The sequence below is a fragment of the Streptomyces sp. NPDC058373 genome, from assembly GCF_042723275.1.
Classification (GTDB): Bacteria; Actinomycetota; Actinomycetes; order Streptomycetales; family Streptomycetaceae; genus Streptomyces.
The window spans coordinates 26,250-41,704 of record NZ_JBHXJE010000038.1 but is presented as its reverse complement, the minus strand read 5'-3'; the positions used below and the strand labels follow the sequence as shown (position 1 = coordinate 41,704).

15 protein-coding genes are annotated in these 15,455 nt (G+C 72.4%); 10 read left to right on the top strand and 5 right to left on the bottom strand.

What is annotated here, in order from left to right; all coding sequences use genetic code 11:
• Positions 1-264: 264 nt before the first annotated feature.
• The 7 genes from ACFWMZ_RS20935 (at position 265) to ACFWMZ_RS20905 (ending at position 7,641) form a co-directional block, all read left to right on the top strand.
• On the top strand, positions 265-600 hold the full coding sequence (locus ACFWMZ_RS20935; RefSeq protein WP_383180298.1) for a YbaB/EbfC family nucleoid-associated protein: 336 nt from the start codon (positions 265-267) through the stop codon (positions 598-600).
• Positions 601-845: 245 nt separating this feature from the next.
• Complete coding sequence (gene recR / locus ACFWMZ_RS20930; protein ID WP_383180301.1) at positions 846-1,445, top strand: recombination mediator RecR; 600 nt, start codon at positions 846-848, stop codon at positions 1,443-1,445.
• Positions 1,438-2,097 carry a DUF5063 domain-containing protein gene (locus ACFWMZ_RS20925; protein WP_383203344.1) on the top strand — a complete coding sequence of 220 codons (660 nt, stop codon included), beginning with the start codon at positions 1,438-1,440 and terminating at the stop codon, positions 2,095-2,097. The genes recR and ACFWMZ_RS20925 overlap by 8 nt, the downstream gene beginning before the upstream one ends.
• Positions 2,098-2,555: 458 nt before the next feature.
• Positions 2,556-3,827 carry an aspartate kinase gene (locus tag ACFWMZ_RS20920; RefSeq protein WP_383180307.1) on the top strand — a complete coding sequence of 424 codons (1,272 nt, stop codon included), beginning with the start codon at positions 2,556-2,558 and terminating at the stop codon, positions 3,825-3,827.
• Positions 3,824-4,915 (top strand): aspartate-semialdehyde dehydrogenase, encoded by a 1,092-nt coding sequence (locus ACFWMZ_RS20915; protein WP_383180310.1) that lies wholly within the window; start codon positions 3,824-3,826, stop codon positions 4,913-4,915. The genes ACFWMZ_RS20920 and ACFWMZ_RS20915 overlap by 4 nt, the downstream gene beginning before the upstream one ends.
• 627 nt (positions 4,916-5,542) lie before the next feature.
• Entirely contained in the window at positions 5,543-6,136 is a 594-nt protein-coding gene (locus ACFWMZ_RS20910) for a SigE family RNA polymerase sigma factor (RefSeq protein WP_383180418.1), read from the top strand.
• A gap of 119 nt (positions 6,137-6,255) precedes the next feature.
• Positions 6,256-7,641, top strand: a complete 1,386-nt coding sequence (locus tag ACFWMZ_RS20905) for a hypothetical protein (RefSeq protein ID WP_383203341.1) — start codon at positions 6,256-6,258, stop codon at positions 7,639-7,641.
• A gap of 88 nt (positions 7,642-7,729) precedes the next feature.
• Here the strand turns inward: ACFWMZ_RS20905 and ACFWMZ_RS20900 are convergent, their stop codons facing one another.
• The 4 genes from ACFWMZ_RS20900 to ACFWMZ_RS20885 all read right to left on the bottom strand — a co-directional run bounded on the left by ACFWMZ_RS20900 (position 7,730) and on the right by ACFWMZ_RS20885 (position 12,811).
• Entirely contained in the window at positions 7,730-8,608 is an 879-nt protein-coding gene (locus ACFWMZ_RS20900) for an SURF1 family protein (RefSeq protein WP_383203337.1), read from the bottom strand.
• Between the two features lie 72 nt (positions 8,609-8,680).
• Positions 8,681-10,477: a prolyl oligopeptidase family serine peptidase gene (locus ACFWMZ_RS20895; protein WP_383203367.1), complete on the bottom strand. Its 1,797-nt coding sequence runs from the start codon at positions 10,475-10,477 to the stop codon at positions 8,681-8,683.
• Positions 10,478-10,651: 174 nt separating this feature from the next.
• Positions 10,652-11,752, bottom strand: a complete 1,101-nt coding sequence (locus ACFWMZ_RS20890) for a zinc-binding dehydrogenase (protein ID WP_383203334.1) — start codon at positions 11,750-11,752, stop codon at positions 10,652-10,654.
• 459 nt (positions 11,753-12,211) lie between these two features.
• Entirely contained in the window at positions 12,212-12,811 is a 600-nt protein-coding gene (locus tag ACFWMZ_RS20885; RefSeq protein ID WP_383203331.1) for a hypothetical protein, read from the bottom strand.
• 122 nt (positions 12,812-12,933) lie between these two features.
• On the opposite strand from ACFWMZ_RS20885, the gene ACFWMZ_RS20880 reads away from it, so the two are divergent.
• From ACFWMZ_RS20880 to ACFWMZ_RS20870, 3 genes are all read left to right on the top strand, one after another.
• Positions 12,934-13,761, top strand: a complete 828-nt coding sequence (locus ACFWMZ_RS20880) for a helix-turn-helix domain-containing protein (protein ID WP_383203329.1) — start codon at positions 12,934-12,936, stop codon at positions 13,759-13,761.
• Positions 13,758-13,964 carry a DUF397 domain-containing protein gene (locus ACFWMZ_RS20875; RefSeq protein WP_383203326.1) on the top strand — a complete coding sequence of 69 codons (207 nt, stop codon included), beginning with the start codon at positions 13,758-13,760 and terminating at the stop codon, positions 13,962-13,964. Before ACFWMZ_RS20880 ends, ACFWMZ_RS20875 begins: the two co-directional genes overlap by 4 nt.
• 107 nt (positions 13,965-14,071) lie before the next feature.
• Positions 14,072-14,881 carry a hypothetical protein gene (locus tag ACFWMZ_RS20870; RefSeq protein WP_383180327.1) on the top strand — a complete coding sequence of 270 codons (810 nt, stop codon included), beginning with the start codon at positions 14,072-14,074 and terminating at the stop codon, positions 14,879-14,881.
• Here the strand turns inward: ACFWMZ_RS20870 and ACFWMZ_RS20865 are convergent, their stop codons facing one another.
• Positions 14,882-15,424, bottom strand: a complete 543-nt coding sequence (locus tag ACFWMZ_RS20865; protein ID WP_383180330.1) for an AAA family ATPase — start codon at positions 15,422-15,424, stop codon at positions 14,882-14,884.
• Positions 15,425-15,455: the final 31 nt, after the last annotated feature.

The following is a 15,455-nucleotide window of genomic DNA, read 5'->3' as shown; positions in this document are numbered from 1 at the left end:
TCCCGAGCCGGACGGAAGGTTCCTTCCTACCGCGCGGGGGGACGGGTGCCGTGCCGGTGTGGGTGCGGGCTGCCGGGGAAAACGGCCCTGATCAGGTAGGGGGTGTGCAGGGGCGGTCACCCGAAAGAGTGCCTCAGCGAGGCCCGGGCCGAGCACGTACGCTCAAGACAGGCGGGAAAACTCCCGGGCTCACCCGGGGCGCCGACTCCCGCCACGACCCCGACCCCTCCCTCAGACCCAGACCTCAGGACACAGGAGCTGATCGTGATCCCCGGTGGTGGCCAGCCCAACATGCAGCAGTTGCTCCAGCAGGCCCAGAAGATGCAGCAGGACCTCGCGGTGGCCCAGGAGGAACTGGCCCGCACCGAGGTGGACGGTTCGGCGGGCGGCGGCCTCGTCAAGGCCACGGTGAACGGCTCCGGCGAACTCCGCGGCCTGGTCATCGACCCGAAGGCCGTCGACCCGGAGGACACCGAGACCCTCGCCGACCTGGTGGTGGCGGCGGTCCAGGCGGCCAACGAGAACGCCCAGCAGCTCCAGCAGGCCAAGCTCGGCCCGCTGGCCCAGGGTCTCGGCGGCATGCCCGGCCTGCCGTTCTGACACCGGCCGCTTCGGCGGTGGGGCCCGCGTGGCCCCGGCGCGGAAGGGGGCGCGGACCGAGTCCGCCGCGTCCCGTTCCGCACCACTTGATCCGAGTACGACCCCCGGCGCGTTCACCCGTGGTGAATCCGCCTCCGTAATCCGCCGCACGCCTTATGGGCGGGCGCCGCGGCGGCTACGGTACGAAGCGACGGCCCGGCCCCGGCGAGGGGCGCGGCGCCGCGGAGCACGAAGGAAGGCGTTCCGTGTACGAAGGCGTGGTCCAGGAGCTGATCGACGAGCTGGGCAGGCTGCCCGGCGTCGGTCCCAAGAGCGCGCAGCGGATCGCTTTCCACATCCTCCAGGCGGAGCCGACCGACGTGCGGCGCCTCGCGCACGCCCTGCTGGAAGTGAAGGACAAGGTCCGCTTCTGCTCGGTCTGCGGGAACGTCGCGCAGCAGGAGCAGTGCGGCATCTGCCGCGACCAGCGCCGGGACGCGGCGGTGATCTGCGTGGTCGAAGAGCCGAAGGACGTCGTGGCGATCGAGCGGACCCGGGAGTTCCGGGGCCGCTACCACGTGCTCGGCGGGGCGATCAGCCCCATCGAGGGCGTCGGCCCGGACGACCTGCGCATCCGCGAACTCCTCGCCCGCCTCGCCGACGGCACCGTCACCGAGCTGATCCTCGCCACCGATCCCAACCTGGAGGGCGAGGCCACGGCGACGTACCTCGCCCGCATGATCAAGCCCATGGGCCTGAAGGTCACCCGCCTCGCCAGCGGGCTGCCGGTGGGCGGAGACCTGGAATACGCGGACGAGGTCACTCTGGGCCGCGCCTTCGAAGGGAGACGACTCCTCGATGTCTGACGCCACGCTCCACTCCACCACGCAGGATCCCGACGACTTCGCCGTCCAGATCGCCGACCAGGTCGAATCCTTCCTGGTCGCCGTCACCGAGATCGCCAAGGGCGACGAGCCGGACAGCGCCGTCCCCTTCCTGCTGCTCCAGCTCTCCCAGCTGCTGCTGGCCGGCGGCCGCCTCGGCGCGCACGCGGACTTCCTCCCCGAGGAGCGGTACGAGCCGGACCTCGGCCCGGAGCCCGACGTGGACGAGCTCCGCGAGCGGTACGCCACCCTGCTCGCCCCGGTCGACGTCTACTCCGAGGTCTTCGACCCCTACGAGCCGCGCACCGCGCCCGTCCCGGCCCGCATCTCCGACGGCCTCGCCGACATCGTCGCCGACCTGCGCCACGGCATGGCCCACTACCGCGAGGGCCGCACCGCCGAGGCGCTGTGGTGGTGGCAGTTCTCCTACTTCTCCAACTGGGGCACCACCGCCTCCGCCGCCCTGCGCGCCCTCCAGTCCCTCGTCGTCCACGTCCGCCTCAACCAGCCCCTCCCGGCCCTCGACGGCCTCGACACCGACCAGGACCTCGCCGACGAGTCCCTGGACGAGGAGGCCGGCCGTGTCATGGCCCAGGAGATCGCCGCCCCGCTGGGGCTGCGGCAGGTGCGCTGACGGCCGCCTCCGGCCGCCTCTCCTCCCGCCTGCTCAGGTGAGGGAGAAGAAGAGGGTGTCCTGGGTGTACCAGTCGACCTTCTTCGTGGAGTACTCCCATTCCTCGTGTTCGAAGTCCAGCATCTTCATGAGGAGTTCGAGGTCGTAGCGGAAGGCCGGGTCGACGCGGTCCAGGACGGCGCGGTAGGCGTAGGAGGCGGGCGGAAGCGGACGACCCGCCCCCGGCGGGGTCTAAACCTTTTGTGGTCACCCCCACAACCGGGAGTGATCAGTGAGGGCCTGGGAAGGGGTCGGGCTGAGCGGCCGAGGGGCGCCCCGGCGGTGATCGCTGCCCGAGCGGGACATCTCGGGATGTGATACCACCAGGGTGTTTCCGGCCGGCTCGGTAAAATGAGCCGACCGCGGCGGAGCCGACCGCTCCGAGGCGCGGACCGAAACTGATTGACCGAGGAGCGCACGTGGGCCTTGTCGTGCAGAAGTACGGCGGCTCCTCCGTAGCCGATGCCGAGGGCATCAAGCGTGTCGCCAAGAGGATCGTCGATGCCAAGAAGAACGGCCACCAAGTGGTCGTCGTGGTGTCGGCGATGGGTGACACGACGGACGAGCTGATCGATCTCGCCGGGGAGGTGTCCCCCATCCCGTCGGGCCGCGAGTTCGACATGCTGCTGACGGCGGGGGAGCGGATCTCCATGGCCTTGCTGGCGATGGCGATCAAAAACCTGGGCCACGAGGCCCAGTCCTTCACGGGGAGCCAGGCCGGTGTCATCACCGACTCGGTCCACAACAAAGCGCGGATCATCGATGTCACGCCGGGGCGCATCCGGACCTCGGTCGACGAGGGCAACATCGCCATCGTCGCGGGTTTCCAGGGCGTCTCGCAGGACAAGAAGGACATCACCACCCTCGGTCGCGGCGGGTCGGACACGACCGCCGTGGCGCTGGCGGCGGCGTTGGACGCCGACGTCTGCGAGATCTACACCGACGTCGACGGCGTCTTCACCGCCGACCCGCGGGTCGTCAAGAAGGCCCGCAAGATCGACTGGATCTCCTTCGAGGACATGCTGGAGCTGGCCGCGTCCGGCTCCAAGGTGCTGCTCCACCGCTGCGTGGAGTACGCCCGCCGCTACAACATCCCGATCCACGTGCGCTCCTCCTTCTCGGGGCTCCAGGGCACGTGGGTCAGCAACGAACCGCAAGGGGACCAGAAGATGGAGCAGGCCATCATCTCGGGTGTCGCCCACGACACCTCCGAGGCCAAGGTCACGGTCGTCGGCGTGCCCGACAAGCCGGGCGAGGCCGCGGCGATCTTCCGCACGATCGCGGACGCCGAGGTCAACATCGACATGGTCGTGCAGAACGTGTCGGCGGCCTCCACCGGCCTGACCGACATCTCGTTCACGCTCCCCAAGGCCGAGGGCCGCAAGGCCATCGACGCCCTGGAGCGCACCAAGGGCTCCATCGGCTTCGACTCCCTGCGCTACGACGACCAGATCGGCAAGATCTCCCTCGTCGGCGCCGGCATGAAGACCAACCCGGGCGTCACCGCCACGTTCTTCGAGGCGCTCTCCAACGCCGCGGTGAACATCGAGCTCATCTCGACCTCCGAGATCCGCATCTCGGTCGTCACCCGCGCCGACGTCGTCAACGACGCCGTCCGCGCCGTCCACACCGCCTTCGGTCTCGACTCCGACTCGGACGAGGCGGTCGTGTACGGGGGCACCGGGCGATGAAGCCCCGGCCGACTCTCGCGGTCGTCGGAGCGACCGGAGCCGTCGGCCAGGTCATGCTCCAGATCCTGTCGCAGCACGCCGACATCTGGGGCGAGATCCGTCTGATCGCCTCACCCCGCTCGGCCGGCCGCAAGCTGGCCGTGCGGGGTGAGGAGGTCGAGGTCCTCGCCATCGGTGAGGACGCCTTCGAGGGCGTCGACATCGCCATGTTCGACGTCCCCGACGAGGTGGCTGCCGAGTGGGCGCCCGTCGCCGCCGCCAAGGGCGCGGTCGTCGTCGACAACTCCGCCGCCTTCCGGATGGACCCGGACGTGCCGCTGGTCGTCCCCGAGGTCAACCCGCACGCCGTGCGGTCGCGGCCCCGGTCCCTCGTGGCCAGCCCCAACTGCACCACCTTGTCGATGATCGTCGCGGTGGGCGCCCTGCATGCCGAGTTCGGCCTGCGCGAGCTGATCGTCTCCTCCTACCAGGCCGCCAGCGGCGCCGGACGCGGCGGCGTCGACACGCTGCGCCGCCAGCTGACCGCCGTCACCGGTACGGGGCCGCGCCCGGGCGTCGCGGAGCCGGGCACCGGTCCCGGCGACGTGCGGCGGGCCGTCGGCGACGACATGGGGCCCTTCCCCGGACCGCTCGCGCTCAATGTCGTGCCGTGGGTCGGCGAGCTGCGCGAGGGCGGCTGGTCCTCGGAGGAGATGAAGGTCCGCGACGAGTCCCGCAAGATCCTCGGCCTCCCGGAGCTGCGGGTGGCCGTCACCTGCGTCCGCGTACCGGTGATCACCACGCACTCGCTCACCGTCCACGCCCGCTTCGAGCAGGACGTGACCGTCGAGCGGGCCCGCGAGATCATCGCCACCGCGCCCGGGGTCGTCCTCTTCGACGACCCGGCCGCCGGGGAGTTCCCCACCCCCGCCGACGTGGTCGGCACCGACCCGACCTGGGTCGGCCGGGTCCGCCGCGCCCTGGACGACCCGACCGCCCTGGAACTCTTCGTCTGCGGCGACAACCTCCGCAAGGGCGCCGCGCTCAACACGGCCCAGCTCGCGGAGATGGTGGCGCGGGAAGGGCGCGAAGAGCGCGAGGGCTGGTAGGCCTTCGGCCGGGGCCGGCCCGGAATGCGTACGGAGCGCGCGAGGGTGCGGTAAGCCGGAAACAAGCCGCGAAAGGGATCTCGCGGACTCAGGCAAGGTTTTCGGGATTCAACGGTCGCCGCCTGTCCGTTATGCGGACAGGACTTTGCCGGGAGGGAAAATTTCCTCCTCTCGGACGCCGAAGTCTGTGTAGGCGCTGTGTAAATTGAGTGCGCGATCAGGTGGTGGCCTCCCTGAGCTGCACCGACGCGGGCATGTCCCGTGACCGGGCAGCCCTCGGGGAAACCCTTCGCCGCGCCCCGCAACCGGGTGCGCGGCGCGAGGCGTCTTCAGTAACCGTTCTCGGTCCGGAAAACCGGTGGGGGGAACCCCGGCCGACCGGGTCATTCCGTGGGCGGAGTCGTCCGCTACCGCCGGAATGACGCGAAAACTGGGGCAAAGGGAAGATCGGTTACGCATGAGGGTATTCGACGCAACGCCGGAAACCATGTGTGCCGCGTACAACCCTGTCGGGGGGAAGCGTGTCCAACAGACGTGGCAGAAGTTCTGGACTTCACAGCGGTACAGGCGCGGGGCATCCCTCTGCGCCCCTCACGGCGTCCCCGGACGGCCGGTGTCCCCGGCGGCATGCCGGTGATCGCCCCCACGCCGGCGACCCGGCAGCCCGCCCGTGTTCCGGCCCCGCATGACGGCGCCGAGGTCACGATGAGCGCGCCGACGACCACGGCGGGGACCACCGTCGACCACCTGACCGAGACCTATCGCGCCCACTACCGCTCGCTCCTCGGGCTCGCGGCGCTCCTCCTCGACGACACCGCCTCCTGTGAGGACGTCGTCCAGGAGGCCTTCATCCGGGTCCACTCGGCGCGCAAACGCGTCCGCGACCCCGAGAAGACCCTCGCCTACCTGCGGCAGACCGTCGTGAACCTCTCCCGGTCCGCGCTGCGCCGCCGTATTCTCGGCCTGAAGCTCCTCTCCAAGCCGATGCCCGACATGGCCAGCGCCGAGGAAGGCGCCTACGACCAACTGGAGCGGGACGCACTCATCAAGGCGATGCGCGGCCTCCAGCGCCGCCAGCGTGAGGTCCTCGTCCTGCGGTACTTCGCCGACATGACCGAGGCCCAGGCCGCCGAGACCCTCGGCATATCGGTCGGCTCGGTCAAGGCGTACGGCTCGCGCGGCATCGCGGCCCTCCGCGTGGCGATGGGCAGTACGTCGTGAGCGCGGGCCGCCCCGAGCGGCGCGACGGCGCCGACCGGAACCCTCAGGGGCCCGGCCGGGCCGATGGCCACGACGGCGGGCACGAGCGGAACGAACAGAAGCGGACTGGGAACGCAGCGGTGAACGAGCAGGGCGGCCAGAGAGCCGAGCAGCCCGAGGACCCTTCAGCCGGGCCGGCGGTTGAGGCCGTTGGTGACCGGTCCCAGGGCGAGGTTGCCTCAGCCGGGCCGGCGGTTGAGGCCGTCGGTGACCGGCTCCACGACGGTGGAGAGCCCGAGACCGCCGCTGAGGAAGCGAAAACCGCCGACGGCGAGGAGGACCCCGCCGCGGCCGAGGCCGCCCCCCCGAAGGCCCCCGCGGCCCAAGCGGAGCTCACGGCCTCGTTCGACGAGGACGCCCTGCGCCGCCTGCTGCGCGGCGAGACCCCACCGCCCGGGCCGCCGCCCGCGAGGCACCCGCTCGACCCCGAACTGGACGGCCCGGCCCCGCTGGAGGAGGACGACCTCCGCCGCATCCTGCACGGCGCCGCCGACGGGCTCGGCCCGGCCGACACCGACGCCACCCTCGACCATCTGCGCCGCGCGATCCCGGCCCGCCGGGCCCGTAAGCGCCAGGCGGTCGTCGGCATGGCGGCGGCGGCGCTCTTCGTGGGCACGGCCGTACCGGCGCTGGTCCATGTGACCAGTGCGCCGTCGTCCGACGCCCGCCCTTCCATCGCCGGGCACGGGGAGGACGTGCAGGGGGGCACCGGCGGTGAGGGCGAACGGGGGAGCGGTGACACCGGCTCGGACCCCGGCAAGGACCGCGCCCAGGCCCCCGGCGCCGAGAAGGAGAAGGAGGGGGCGAAGGACGGCGAGTCCGCGGAGCCGGGCGAGCACCCGGACGGCTCCCCGCTCCCCGACAACGCCCGCGCCGCCGCCTCCCCGGTCTGCGACTCCACCCAGCTCGGCTCCACCTCCACCACCTCCCAGCCGCGCGGCGCCGACGGCTCGCTCTACGGCACCTTCCGCGTCACCAACGTCTCCGACCGCGGCTGCACCGTCGCGAGCTCCGGCGGCGTCTCGGCGGTCGCGCTCGGCGCCGCCGACGCGAGCAGGGTGAACGTCGTGCCGCACACCCCGGGCGACCCGGCCACCGGCCTCCCCTCGCCCATCGCGCCCGCCTCGCAGCTGGTCCTCGCGCCCGGCGCCGCGTACGAGGTGAAGTTCGCCTGGATCCCCTCCGAGAGCTGTCCGAACACCGGCAGCGGTGGCGGCGACGGCGGGAACGGCGGCACCACGCCGACCGACCCGACGCCCCCCGACGAAGGCTCCAGCGGCGGCACCGACCAGGGCTCCACCGGCCCCGACGTCCAGCCGCAGCTGATGCGCTCCGACGGCGGCAAGGCCGACGGCAGCGTCAGCGTCACCCACACCGCCGACCCCGGCGCCCCCAGCACCGGTACCACCGTCCCGGACGCCTGCGCCGGCACGGTCTACCACACGGCGGCCCTCCCGGCCGGCTGACCGGCCACGGCAGAGCGGTACGCGTACGACGATGCCCGCCCCCCTTCACCAGGGGGCGGGCATCGTCGTACGTACGGGGAGGGCGCGGCTACGGCGCCGGGGCGGGCTTCCGGTCGTCGGCGTCGGCGTCGGCGTCCTCGGCCTCGGCCTCGGGCGCCGGGGCGTCGGCCGCGGGGGCCGCGACCGGCTGGGGCGGGCCCTCCGGGGCGATGCCGAGGGCCTCGTCGCGGGCGACCTCGGCGTCCCGGCGCAGCAGCCGGAACCACATGAAGACCACGAACCCGGCGAAGACGAACCACTCACCGGTGTAGCCGAGGTTCTGGAACGCCTTGAGGTCCAGGCCGCTGTCGGGGGTGGCGGCCGGGGGCACCGGGGTCAGGCCCGCGTTGCCCGGCTGGCCGTCGGTGAGGGTGACCCAGGCGTCCGCGACGCCGTATGGCACGAGGTTGACGAGGGAGGCCGCGCTGATCATGCCGACCTGGTCGGCGGGGAGGCCACCGCCCTGGTACACCCCGGGCGAGCCGGTGTGCTCGGGGGCCTGGAGGACGCCGGTCAGCGAGACCTCGCCCTTCGGCGGCGCGGGTGCCTCGTCCGGATCGGTGGTGCCCGGCAGCCAGCCCCGGACGACCGGCAGCGCCGGTGCGCCGTCGGACTGGTGGAGCAGGGTCAGCACGTAGAAGCCGTCGCGGTCGCCGACCTTGCGGGCGGGCACCAGGAACTGGTCCTCGTACGTGCCGGTGGCCTCGGCGACCCGGCCGGAGGTGAGCTTGTCGACGGGGAGGAGCTCACCGACGGGCGCCGGGGGCTCCGTGCTGACGACGGGCTTCTCCTCGGCCTCCTTGTGCGCCTGCGCCCGGTCCTCGAACCGGCCGAGCTGCCACGACCCCATGAGAACGCAGAAGGGGATGGCCAGGACCACGAACAGGTTGATGCCCCACCAGCGCGGGGTCAGCAGGAACCGGTACACACCCCCCACGGTACGGGGGCGTTCCGCCGCGTCCCGCGCCGGGGCCCGGCCCGGGACGCGGCGGAGACCGGATCACGCGCCCAGGTACCGCGCGGCGAAGTCCAGCTCCAGCCGCACCTGCTTGATCCGCTCCTCCACCACGAGCGAGCCGTGCCCGGCGTCGTACCGGTACACCTCGTGGGCGTGGTCGCGGGCGGCGAGCCGGTCCACGTAGTTCTCGACCTGCTGGATCGGGCAGCGCGGGTCGTTGACCCCGGCGGAGATGTAGACGGGGGCGGTGACCGCGTCCACGTAGGTCAGCGGCGACGAGGCCGCGAACCGCTCCGGGACCTCCTCCGGGGTGCCGCCGAGGAGGGTGCGGTCCATCGCCTTCAGCCCCTCCATCTCGTCGTGGTACGCGGTCACGTAGTCGGCGACCGGGACGGCGGCGAGGCCGAGCGCCCAGGCGTCCGGCTGGGTGCCGAGGCCGAGCAGGGTCAGGTAGCCGCCCCAGGAGCCGCCGGCGAGCACCACGCGGCGCGGGTCGGCGAGGCCCGAGGAGACCGCCCACTCGCGGACCGCGCCGATGTCCTCCAGCTCGATCAGGCCGACCCGGTGCTTCAGCGCGTCGGTCCACTCGCGGCCGTAGCCGGTCGAGCCGCGGTAGTTGACCCGGACCACCGCGTACCCGTGGTCCACCCAGGCCGCCGGGCCCGCCGCGAAGGCGTCGCTGTCGTGCCAGGTCGGACCGCCGTGGATCTCGAACACCGTCGGGAACGGGCCCTCGCCCTCGGGGCGCTGCACCAGCGCGTGCACCCGGCCGCCGGGGCCGTCCACCCACGCGTCCACCACCGGCACCGAACCCGGCGCCTTCATGCCGGGCGCGTCCAGCACCACGTCGCCGGTGGTCGAGCGGACCTGCGGCGGCACGGCCGCCGAGGACCAGAGGTACTCGACGGTGCCGTCCGGGCGGGCGGTGGCGCCGGAGACCGTACCGGCCGGGGTGTCGACGCGCGCCAGCGTCCCGGCGGCCAGGTCGTACCGCCACAGCTCGCTGCGGGCCTCGAAGCTGTGCGCGACGAGCAGGCCGGAACCGTCCGGGTACCACTCGGCCGACACGTCGCCCGGCAGCTCGATGGCGAGCTCGGTCTGCGAACCGTCCGCGACGTCCCACACCATCGGCTCCCAGCGGCCGCGCCGCTGATGGCCGACGAGCAGTCGGGTGTCGCCCTCGACCGGCGCGAACCCCATCACCGCGAGGCCCAGCTCCTCCTCGCCGCCCCGGGTGTCGTCCAGCTCCGCGACGGTCTCCGGGGCCAGCGGCTCGCCGGGCGCACCGCCCAGCCGCAGCACGCGCAGCGCCGAGTGCATGGCGTCACCGTGCTCGGTGTGCTCGATCGCCAGCAGCGTGCCGTCCCGCGACAGGTCGCCGACACCGGCCGACTCCCGGTGCCGGTAGACCACGACGGGCGCGGCGCCGTCCCGCACCACGTGGATCGTCGAGCCGTCCTCGTCGGTGGAACGCCCGACCACGGCCGTGGACCGGGCGTCCCGCCCGATCGCGAGCCCCGCCGGGTACGACGGCTCCAGCCCCGGCACCGCCGGAACGTCCTCGCCACCGCCGAACGGCTGGCGCATCCACACGCCGAACTCGTCGCCGTCGGTGTCGCTGAACCACCACACCGCCTCACCGTCGGGCGTCAGCACGCCGTCGGTGGTGCCGTTGGGGCGGTCGGTCACCTGCCGCTGGGTACCGGTGGCCCGGTCCCAGGCGTACAGCTCGTAGGTGCCGGTCGCGTTCGAGACGAACAGCGCGCGGTCGGGGGCGTCCTCGGCCCACTCGGGCAGGGAGACGCGCGGCGCACGGAACCGCTTCTCCCAGTCAGGCATGGCATTGGTGTCACTCATGGCTCCATGTAACCGGATGGGTGGGGGGTGGCGCAGCGGGGTCGGGGGTGGGGGCGTGGCCTGACGGAGCCGGAGCCGGGGACGGGGCCTGGGCCAGGGATGGGGACGGACCACGGGCCGGATCGCTTCCGACGCTGCGCGCGGCCCACGCTCGGCTCACCCGGCGAGACGCACCACCGCCTTGCCGGTGTTGGCGCCACGCAGCATCCCGAGGAAGGCGTCCACCACGTGGTCGAACCCCTCGGTGACCGTCAGCGGATCGCGGACCGTGCCCTGCCGCAGGTGCGGGGTGAGGAGCTCCTCCAGCTCGGGCTGGGCGTCCCGGTGCCTGCTGACCAGGAAGCCTTCCAGGCGTCCGCTCTTCTCCACCAGGTCGAAGAGGTTGCGCGGTGCGGCCGGGGGTGCCGAGGCGTTGTACTGGGAGACGGCACCGGCCCAGGCGATGCGGCCGCGCTCGCGCAGGGCGCCGATGGCGGCCTCCAGGTGGTCGCCGCCGACGTTGTCCACGACGACGTCTACGCCGTCGGGCGCGGCCGCCTTGAGCTGTTCGTCCACCGGGCCGTCCCGGTGGACGAAGGCGGCGTCGAAGCCCAGCTCCGCCACCAGCCAGTCGGCCTTGGCCCGGGTGCCCGCGCTGCCGACGATCCGCCCGGCGCCCAGCAGCCGGGCCAGTTGCCCGGCCGCGCTGCCGACGCCCCCGGCGGCCGCCGAGATGAAGACGTCTTCGCCCGGCTGGAGGGCGGCGACCCGGGTGAGCGCCACGTACGCCGTCAGCCCGGTGCCGCCGAGTATGCCGAGGAAGCTCTCCGGGGCGACTCCCGGAAGCTCGGGGAGTACGCGTACCTCGGAGGCGGCGACCCGCGCGTGGGTGCGCCAGCCCTCCCGGTGGAAGACGAGTGCGCCCTCCGGCAGCGCGGGATCGGCGGAGGCGAGGACCCGGCCGAGGGAGCGGCCCTCCAACGGGGCGTGCAGCTCCCACTCGGCGTCCATGTTCTCCCGCATGTAGGGGTCGATCGAGAGCCAGGCGTTCTCCACCAGAGCCGTCCCGGGCAGCAGTTCGGGCATCGGCTCGGTGACGAAGGCGAAGTCCTCCGGCACCGGCGCGCCTCTCGGGCGCCGGATCTGGTGGACGGCGGAGAGCTGGACGGGGACGGGGGCGCCGACGGCTGTGGTGGCCGAGGGAACCGGGGTGGCGGACCGCACCGGAGAGGCGGCGGTGGAGGGGGTCGGAGAAGCGGCGGTGGGCTGAGCGGGCATCGGTGGCTCCTGAGAGGGGCGAGCAGTTGATGGGCCAACTCGCGGCCCTGGGACGGAATTCCCCCTTCCGCAGCCGTGGCGGGGGGTCCGTGCAGATGATGAGGTGCACGCCCCGGCGTGCGGGGCGCACGCCTCGACGCGGAGGCGCGCCCCGAGCGCGCGTACCGGAAAGCACCCGCACGGGGCGGCGATGCCGAAGTCGGCGAGGACCGGGCGGGTCGCGGTGCGCGGCAGGGTGACGGCCGGCTGCACGTCCCGGTGGTGGATGCCCGACGCGTGGGCCGCGTGTGCGCGGGGCTGCGAGGACGCCGCCTCCCAGCGGCCCGCTGGGCACGTCCGGCCCGTCCTGGAGCGAGCCGCCGGTGACCAGCTGCCCTCACCGGCCAGGAGTGGGCCCGCCCCATGCGCGCGGCTCGGCGCGCGAGGGGCCGGGGAGACCGAAGGCCGCGTCGGCCGCGCTCACCCTGCCTCGGGCTCCCACCGGGCGAGGCAGGCGCGCAGCACGTCCGGCGGGACCTCGTAGACCTCGCAGAGGCGGGTGAGGGGCATGCCCTCGCGGTGCTGCGCGAGGATCTGCTCGCGCTTCCACTCCAGATGGCGGACCCAGGCGGACAAGGCTTCTCCCTCACAGACGACGCAGTGCGCGTACGGCGGAACACACGGAGAGTCGGCCGTCCCGGCGCTCGGCCGGTTCCAGGGCTGGGGCGAGGCGGGCCGGCGGAACGCCACCCGGTCGAAGGCCATCACCCACGGCCCGTACGCCTCCAGCAGCAGCCGCCGCCCCCCGGCCTTGGTGTGCCCCCGCGCCAGCACCCGCCGGTAGTCCCCCGCGACCGACACCAGATCCCCTTCCCGCACCGTCTCCGGCGTCACCAGCCGCGCCACACACCCGGCGACGGCCCGGGGGTCGGAAGCACCCGGGTAGGTCTGCAACTCCCGCTCAGGAAGCAGGAACTGCTCGTCCCCGAGGGGCACCGCCGCGACCCTGCGCAGCGCACCCTCGACGTCCAGCAGGACGAGCTGACGACGGGTGCGGGGGTGCCAGACGACAAGAGACATGGGGGTACCTGCTCAGAGGGGGGTGGTTTCTCTCCGTGAGCCTTCAGACTCACTCAGTGATGGCTACGCTGGCTAGCGAGACCTGGTTCAACTCCCCGATGACACAAAGGGGGCATATGCCGATGAGCACGCGCGCGAAGAAGCTCGACCCGGCTGGTTCGAACAAGCAGTTGTTCGGAGCGAGACTCCGGCGGATGCGGGAAGCCCGTGGCTGGAGCCTTGATGTCCTCTCCACCAAGGTCCCGCTGAGCAAGGCCCAACTGGCCCGGATCGAACGGGGAGAGTACTTGGCGCCGGAGAAGCTGCCCGCGCTCCTGGACGCCGTCTTCGGGACGGAGGAGCTGTTCGTGGAGCTGTACGCGTTGGCGTGCCGCGAGGCTATTCAGGACCAGTACCAGCGCCGCATGGAGTACGAGGGTCAGGCCGTGTCCATCAAGGAGTACGCGGGCACTCTCGTCCCGGGCCTGCTTCAGACGGACGAGTACGCCCTCGCCCTGTTCGCAGTGACTCGCCCAGGCGACCGCGCTTGGCAGGAGGAGCAGCTCGCCGTCCGTAAACAACGACAGACGCGGCTCTACGGACCGAACCCGCCGCACCTTTCAGTGCTGCTGGACGAGGGGTCGATCAGGCGTCCGATTGGCGGGTCGGCGTTGATGAAAAGGCAATTGGAGTTCCTGGTGGGCATGGTGGACACTCCTACATGCGTCATTCAGCTCTTGCCGTACAGCTACGGTGAACACAGCTTGCTTGGCGGCTCGCTGGCTCTCTTCACCCTGCCGGAAGGCAACTCCATGGCCTACGAGGAGTCGATTGACAGCGGAGCCCTCTTGGAGGCGCCCGCCGCGGTGCAGCAGCGAATGCTCCGTTGGGATCGTCTCTGGGGATGCGCGCTGTCACCCGCCGAGACGGCCGCGTTCATGAACGATGCGATGGAGGCACTGCCCCAATGAACACTCTCCCGAACCCTGGCTGGACCAAGTCGACGTACAGCAACGGTGGCGGTGGCGGCTGCGTCGAATGGGCCGCCGCCCACGCCGCCGCCTGCGGCGAAGTCCCGGTTCGTGACAGCAAGGACACGTCTATGCCGGGGTTTACCGTCAGCGCTCCGGCATGGGCCGCGTTCGTGACGTACGCCCGGACCGCACAGGTCTGAGAACCGGGCCGGGCCTTCCGCCAAGGCCCGGCCCACCAGCGTCTCAGCCCCGTCACGATCCGCAGGGGCGGCTGAGCGCGGGCCCGTAGCGCCACCAGGATGGGTCCGTGGCGATCGCGGAGTTGGTGCTCAAGTATGTGGACACCTTGGTGTGGCCGGTGGTCACGCTGCTGCTGGTGTGGCTGCTGCGGGCGCAGATCCGCGAGGCTTTTCAGCGGCTCGTCCGGGTGGAGACCCCCGCCGGGGCGTTGGAGTTCGAGGCGGAGGCCCGCGCGGTACGGGAAGAGGCCGACGACCTCACCTCGCCCGACGGCGGTCCCGGTGTCGAGGGCCCGTCGCGCAGGCCCGGCGGGCGGCACGCGGTGGGTGATACGGACTGGCTCGGGTGGCCTCCGGAGCCCGACGAGGAGCCGGAGCCTGACGAGGACCGGGAGCCCGATCTGCCCCCGAACCGGGGCGAACGCCCGGCCCCCTACGAGCACGGGGGTGGCGCGGGGTGGGGGGCGGCATCGGGTGGCGGTGGCCCCGAACCCCCACCGCGAGTGGCCCCCCGACCGCGCCGGTGGGGGATCTTCGGGGACGCGATGGAGATGGCCGAGGTCTCGCCGGTGGGTGCGGTGGTCACCGCCTGGACGACCCTGCTGACGTACGAGGTCAGCACGCTCGAAAGCCACGGCTTCACCCCCCGCCCGGACCCGTCAGGTGTCCACGACGCCCATGAAGTGGCCTGGCAGCTCGCCGCGTTGGGCGCCTCGCCCGAGATGGCGGATGTGCACGAGGGTCTGCGGGCACTGCGGAACAAGGCCGTTGACCAACCGCACTCGGTGACGCCCGAGGCGGCCCGGGACTTCGTCCGCAGTTGCCGCACGCTCGCGGTCGGGCTGCGACGCCTCAGCGGGACGCCGGATCGGGGCTGACTACCGGTACAGCCCGTCCCCGTGCGGCCACACCCGGGACGCGATGACCTCCGCCACGAGGCCGGGGGGCAGTTCGGTGGTGTCGAGGACCTCGGCCTCCCTGTGCAGCCAGGGGAGGGCCTGCTGGTAGCGGGGGAGGTGGTCGAGGCGCCACTGGCGGCCCGCCACGCTGTCCGGCTTGGTGTCGGCCTCGATGCGGTGCACCAGGGTGTCCTGGTCGGTGTGGAGCAGGAAGTGGCGCACCGGGACGCCCGCCTCGGCCAGGCCGGTGCGGATCTCCTGCCAGTACTGCTCGACCAGCACCGTCTGGGTGACGACCAGGGTGCCGCCGACGTGGTCGAGGACCTGGCGGGCGGTCTCCACGACGAGGCCGCGCCAGGGCGGGAAGTCCTGGAAGTCGCCGTCCGGTACCCCCAGTACGTGCCACAGCATCTCCCCGATCTTCTCGGTGTCGAGGATGCGCGCTTCGCGTATGTGGGAGGTCAATTCCTCTGCGGTGGTGGTCTTTCCTGCTCCGAACGTGCCATTCAGCCAGATGATCACGGCGCCGATTCTAGGAGTCACCCTCCGCTCC

Bases quoted from the DNA above. Each gene is read 5' to 3' on its own strand.
- ACFWMZ_RS20885 (WP_383203331.1), bottom strand. From the start codon at position 12,811: ATGTCTCTTGTCGTCTGGCACCCCCGCACCCGTCGTCAGCTCGTCCTG.
- ACFWMZ_RS20880 (WP_383203329.1), top strand. From the start codon at position 12,934: ATGAGCACGCGCGCGAAGAAGCTCGACCCGGCTGGTTCGAACAAGCAG.
- ACFWMZ_RS20915 (WP_383180310.1), top strand. From the start codon at position 3,824: ATGAAGCCCCGGCCGACTCTCGCGGTCGTCGGAGCGACCGGAGCCGTC.
- ACFWMZ_RS20925 (WP_383203344.1), top strand. From the start codon at position 1,438: ATGTCTGACGCCACGCTCCACTCCACCACGCAGGATCCCGACGACTTC.
- ACFWMZ_RS20910 (WP_383180418.1), top strand. From the start codon at position 5,543: ATGCCGGTGATCGCCCCCACGCCGGCGACCCGGCAGCCCGCCCGTGTT.
- ACFWMZ_RS20875 (WP_383203326.1), top strand. From the start codon at position 13,758: ATGAACACTCTCCCGAACCCTGGCTGGACCAAGTCGACGTACAGCAAC.
- ACFWMZ_RS20890 (WP_383203334.1), bottom strand. From the start codon at position 11,752: ATGCCCGCTCAGCCCACCGCCGCTTCTCCGACCCCCTCCACCGCCGCC.
- ACFWMZ_RS20895 (WP_383203367.1), bottom strand. From the start codon at position 10,477: ATGCCTGACTGGGAGAAGCGGTTCCGTGCGCCGCGCGTCTCCCTGCCC.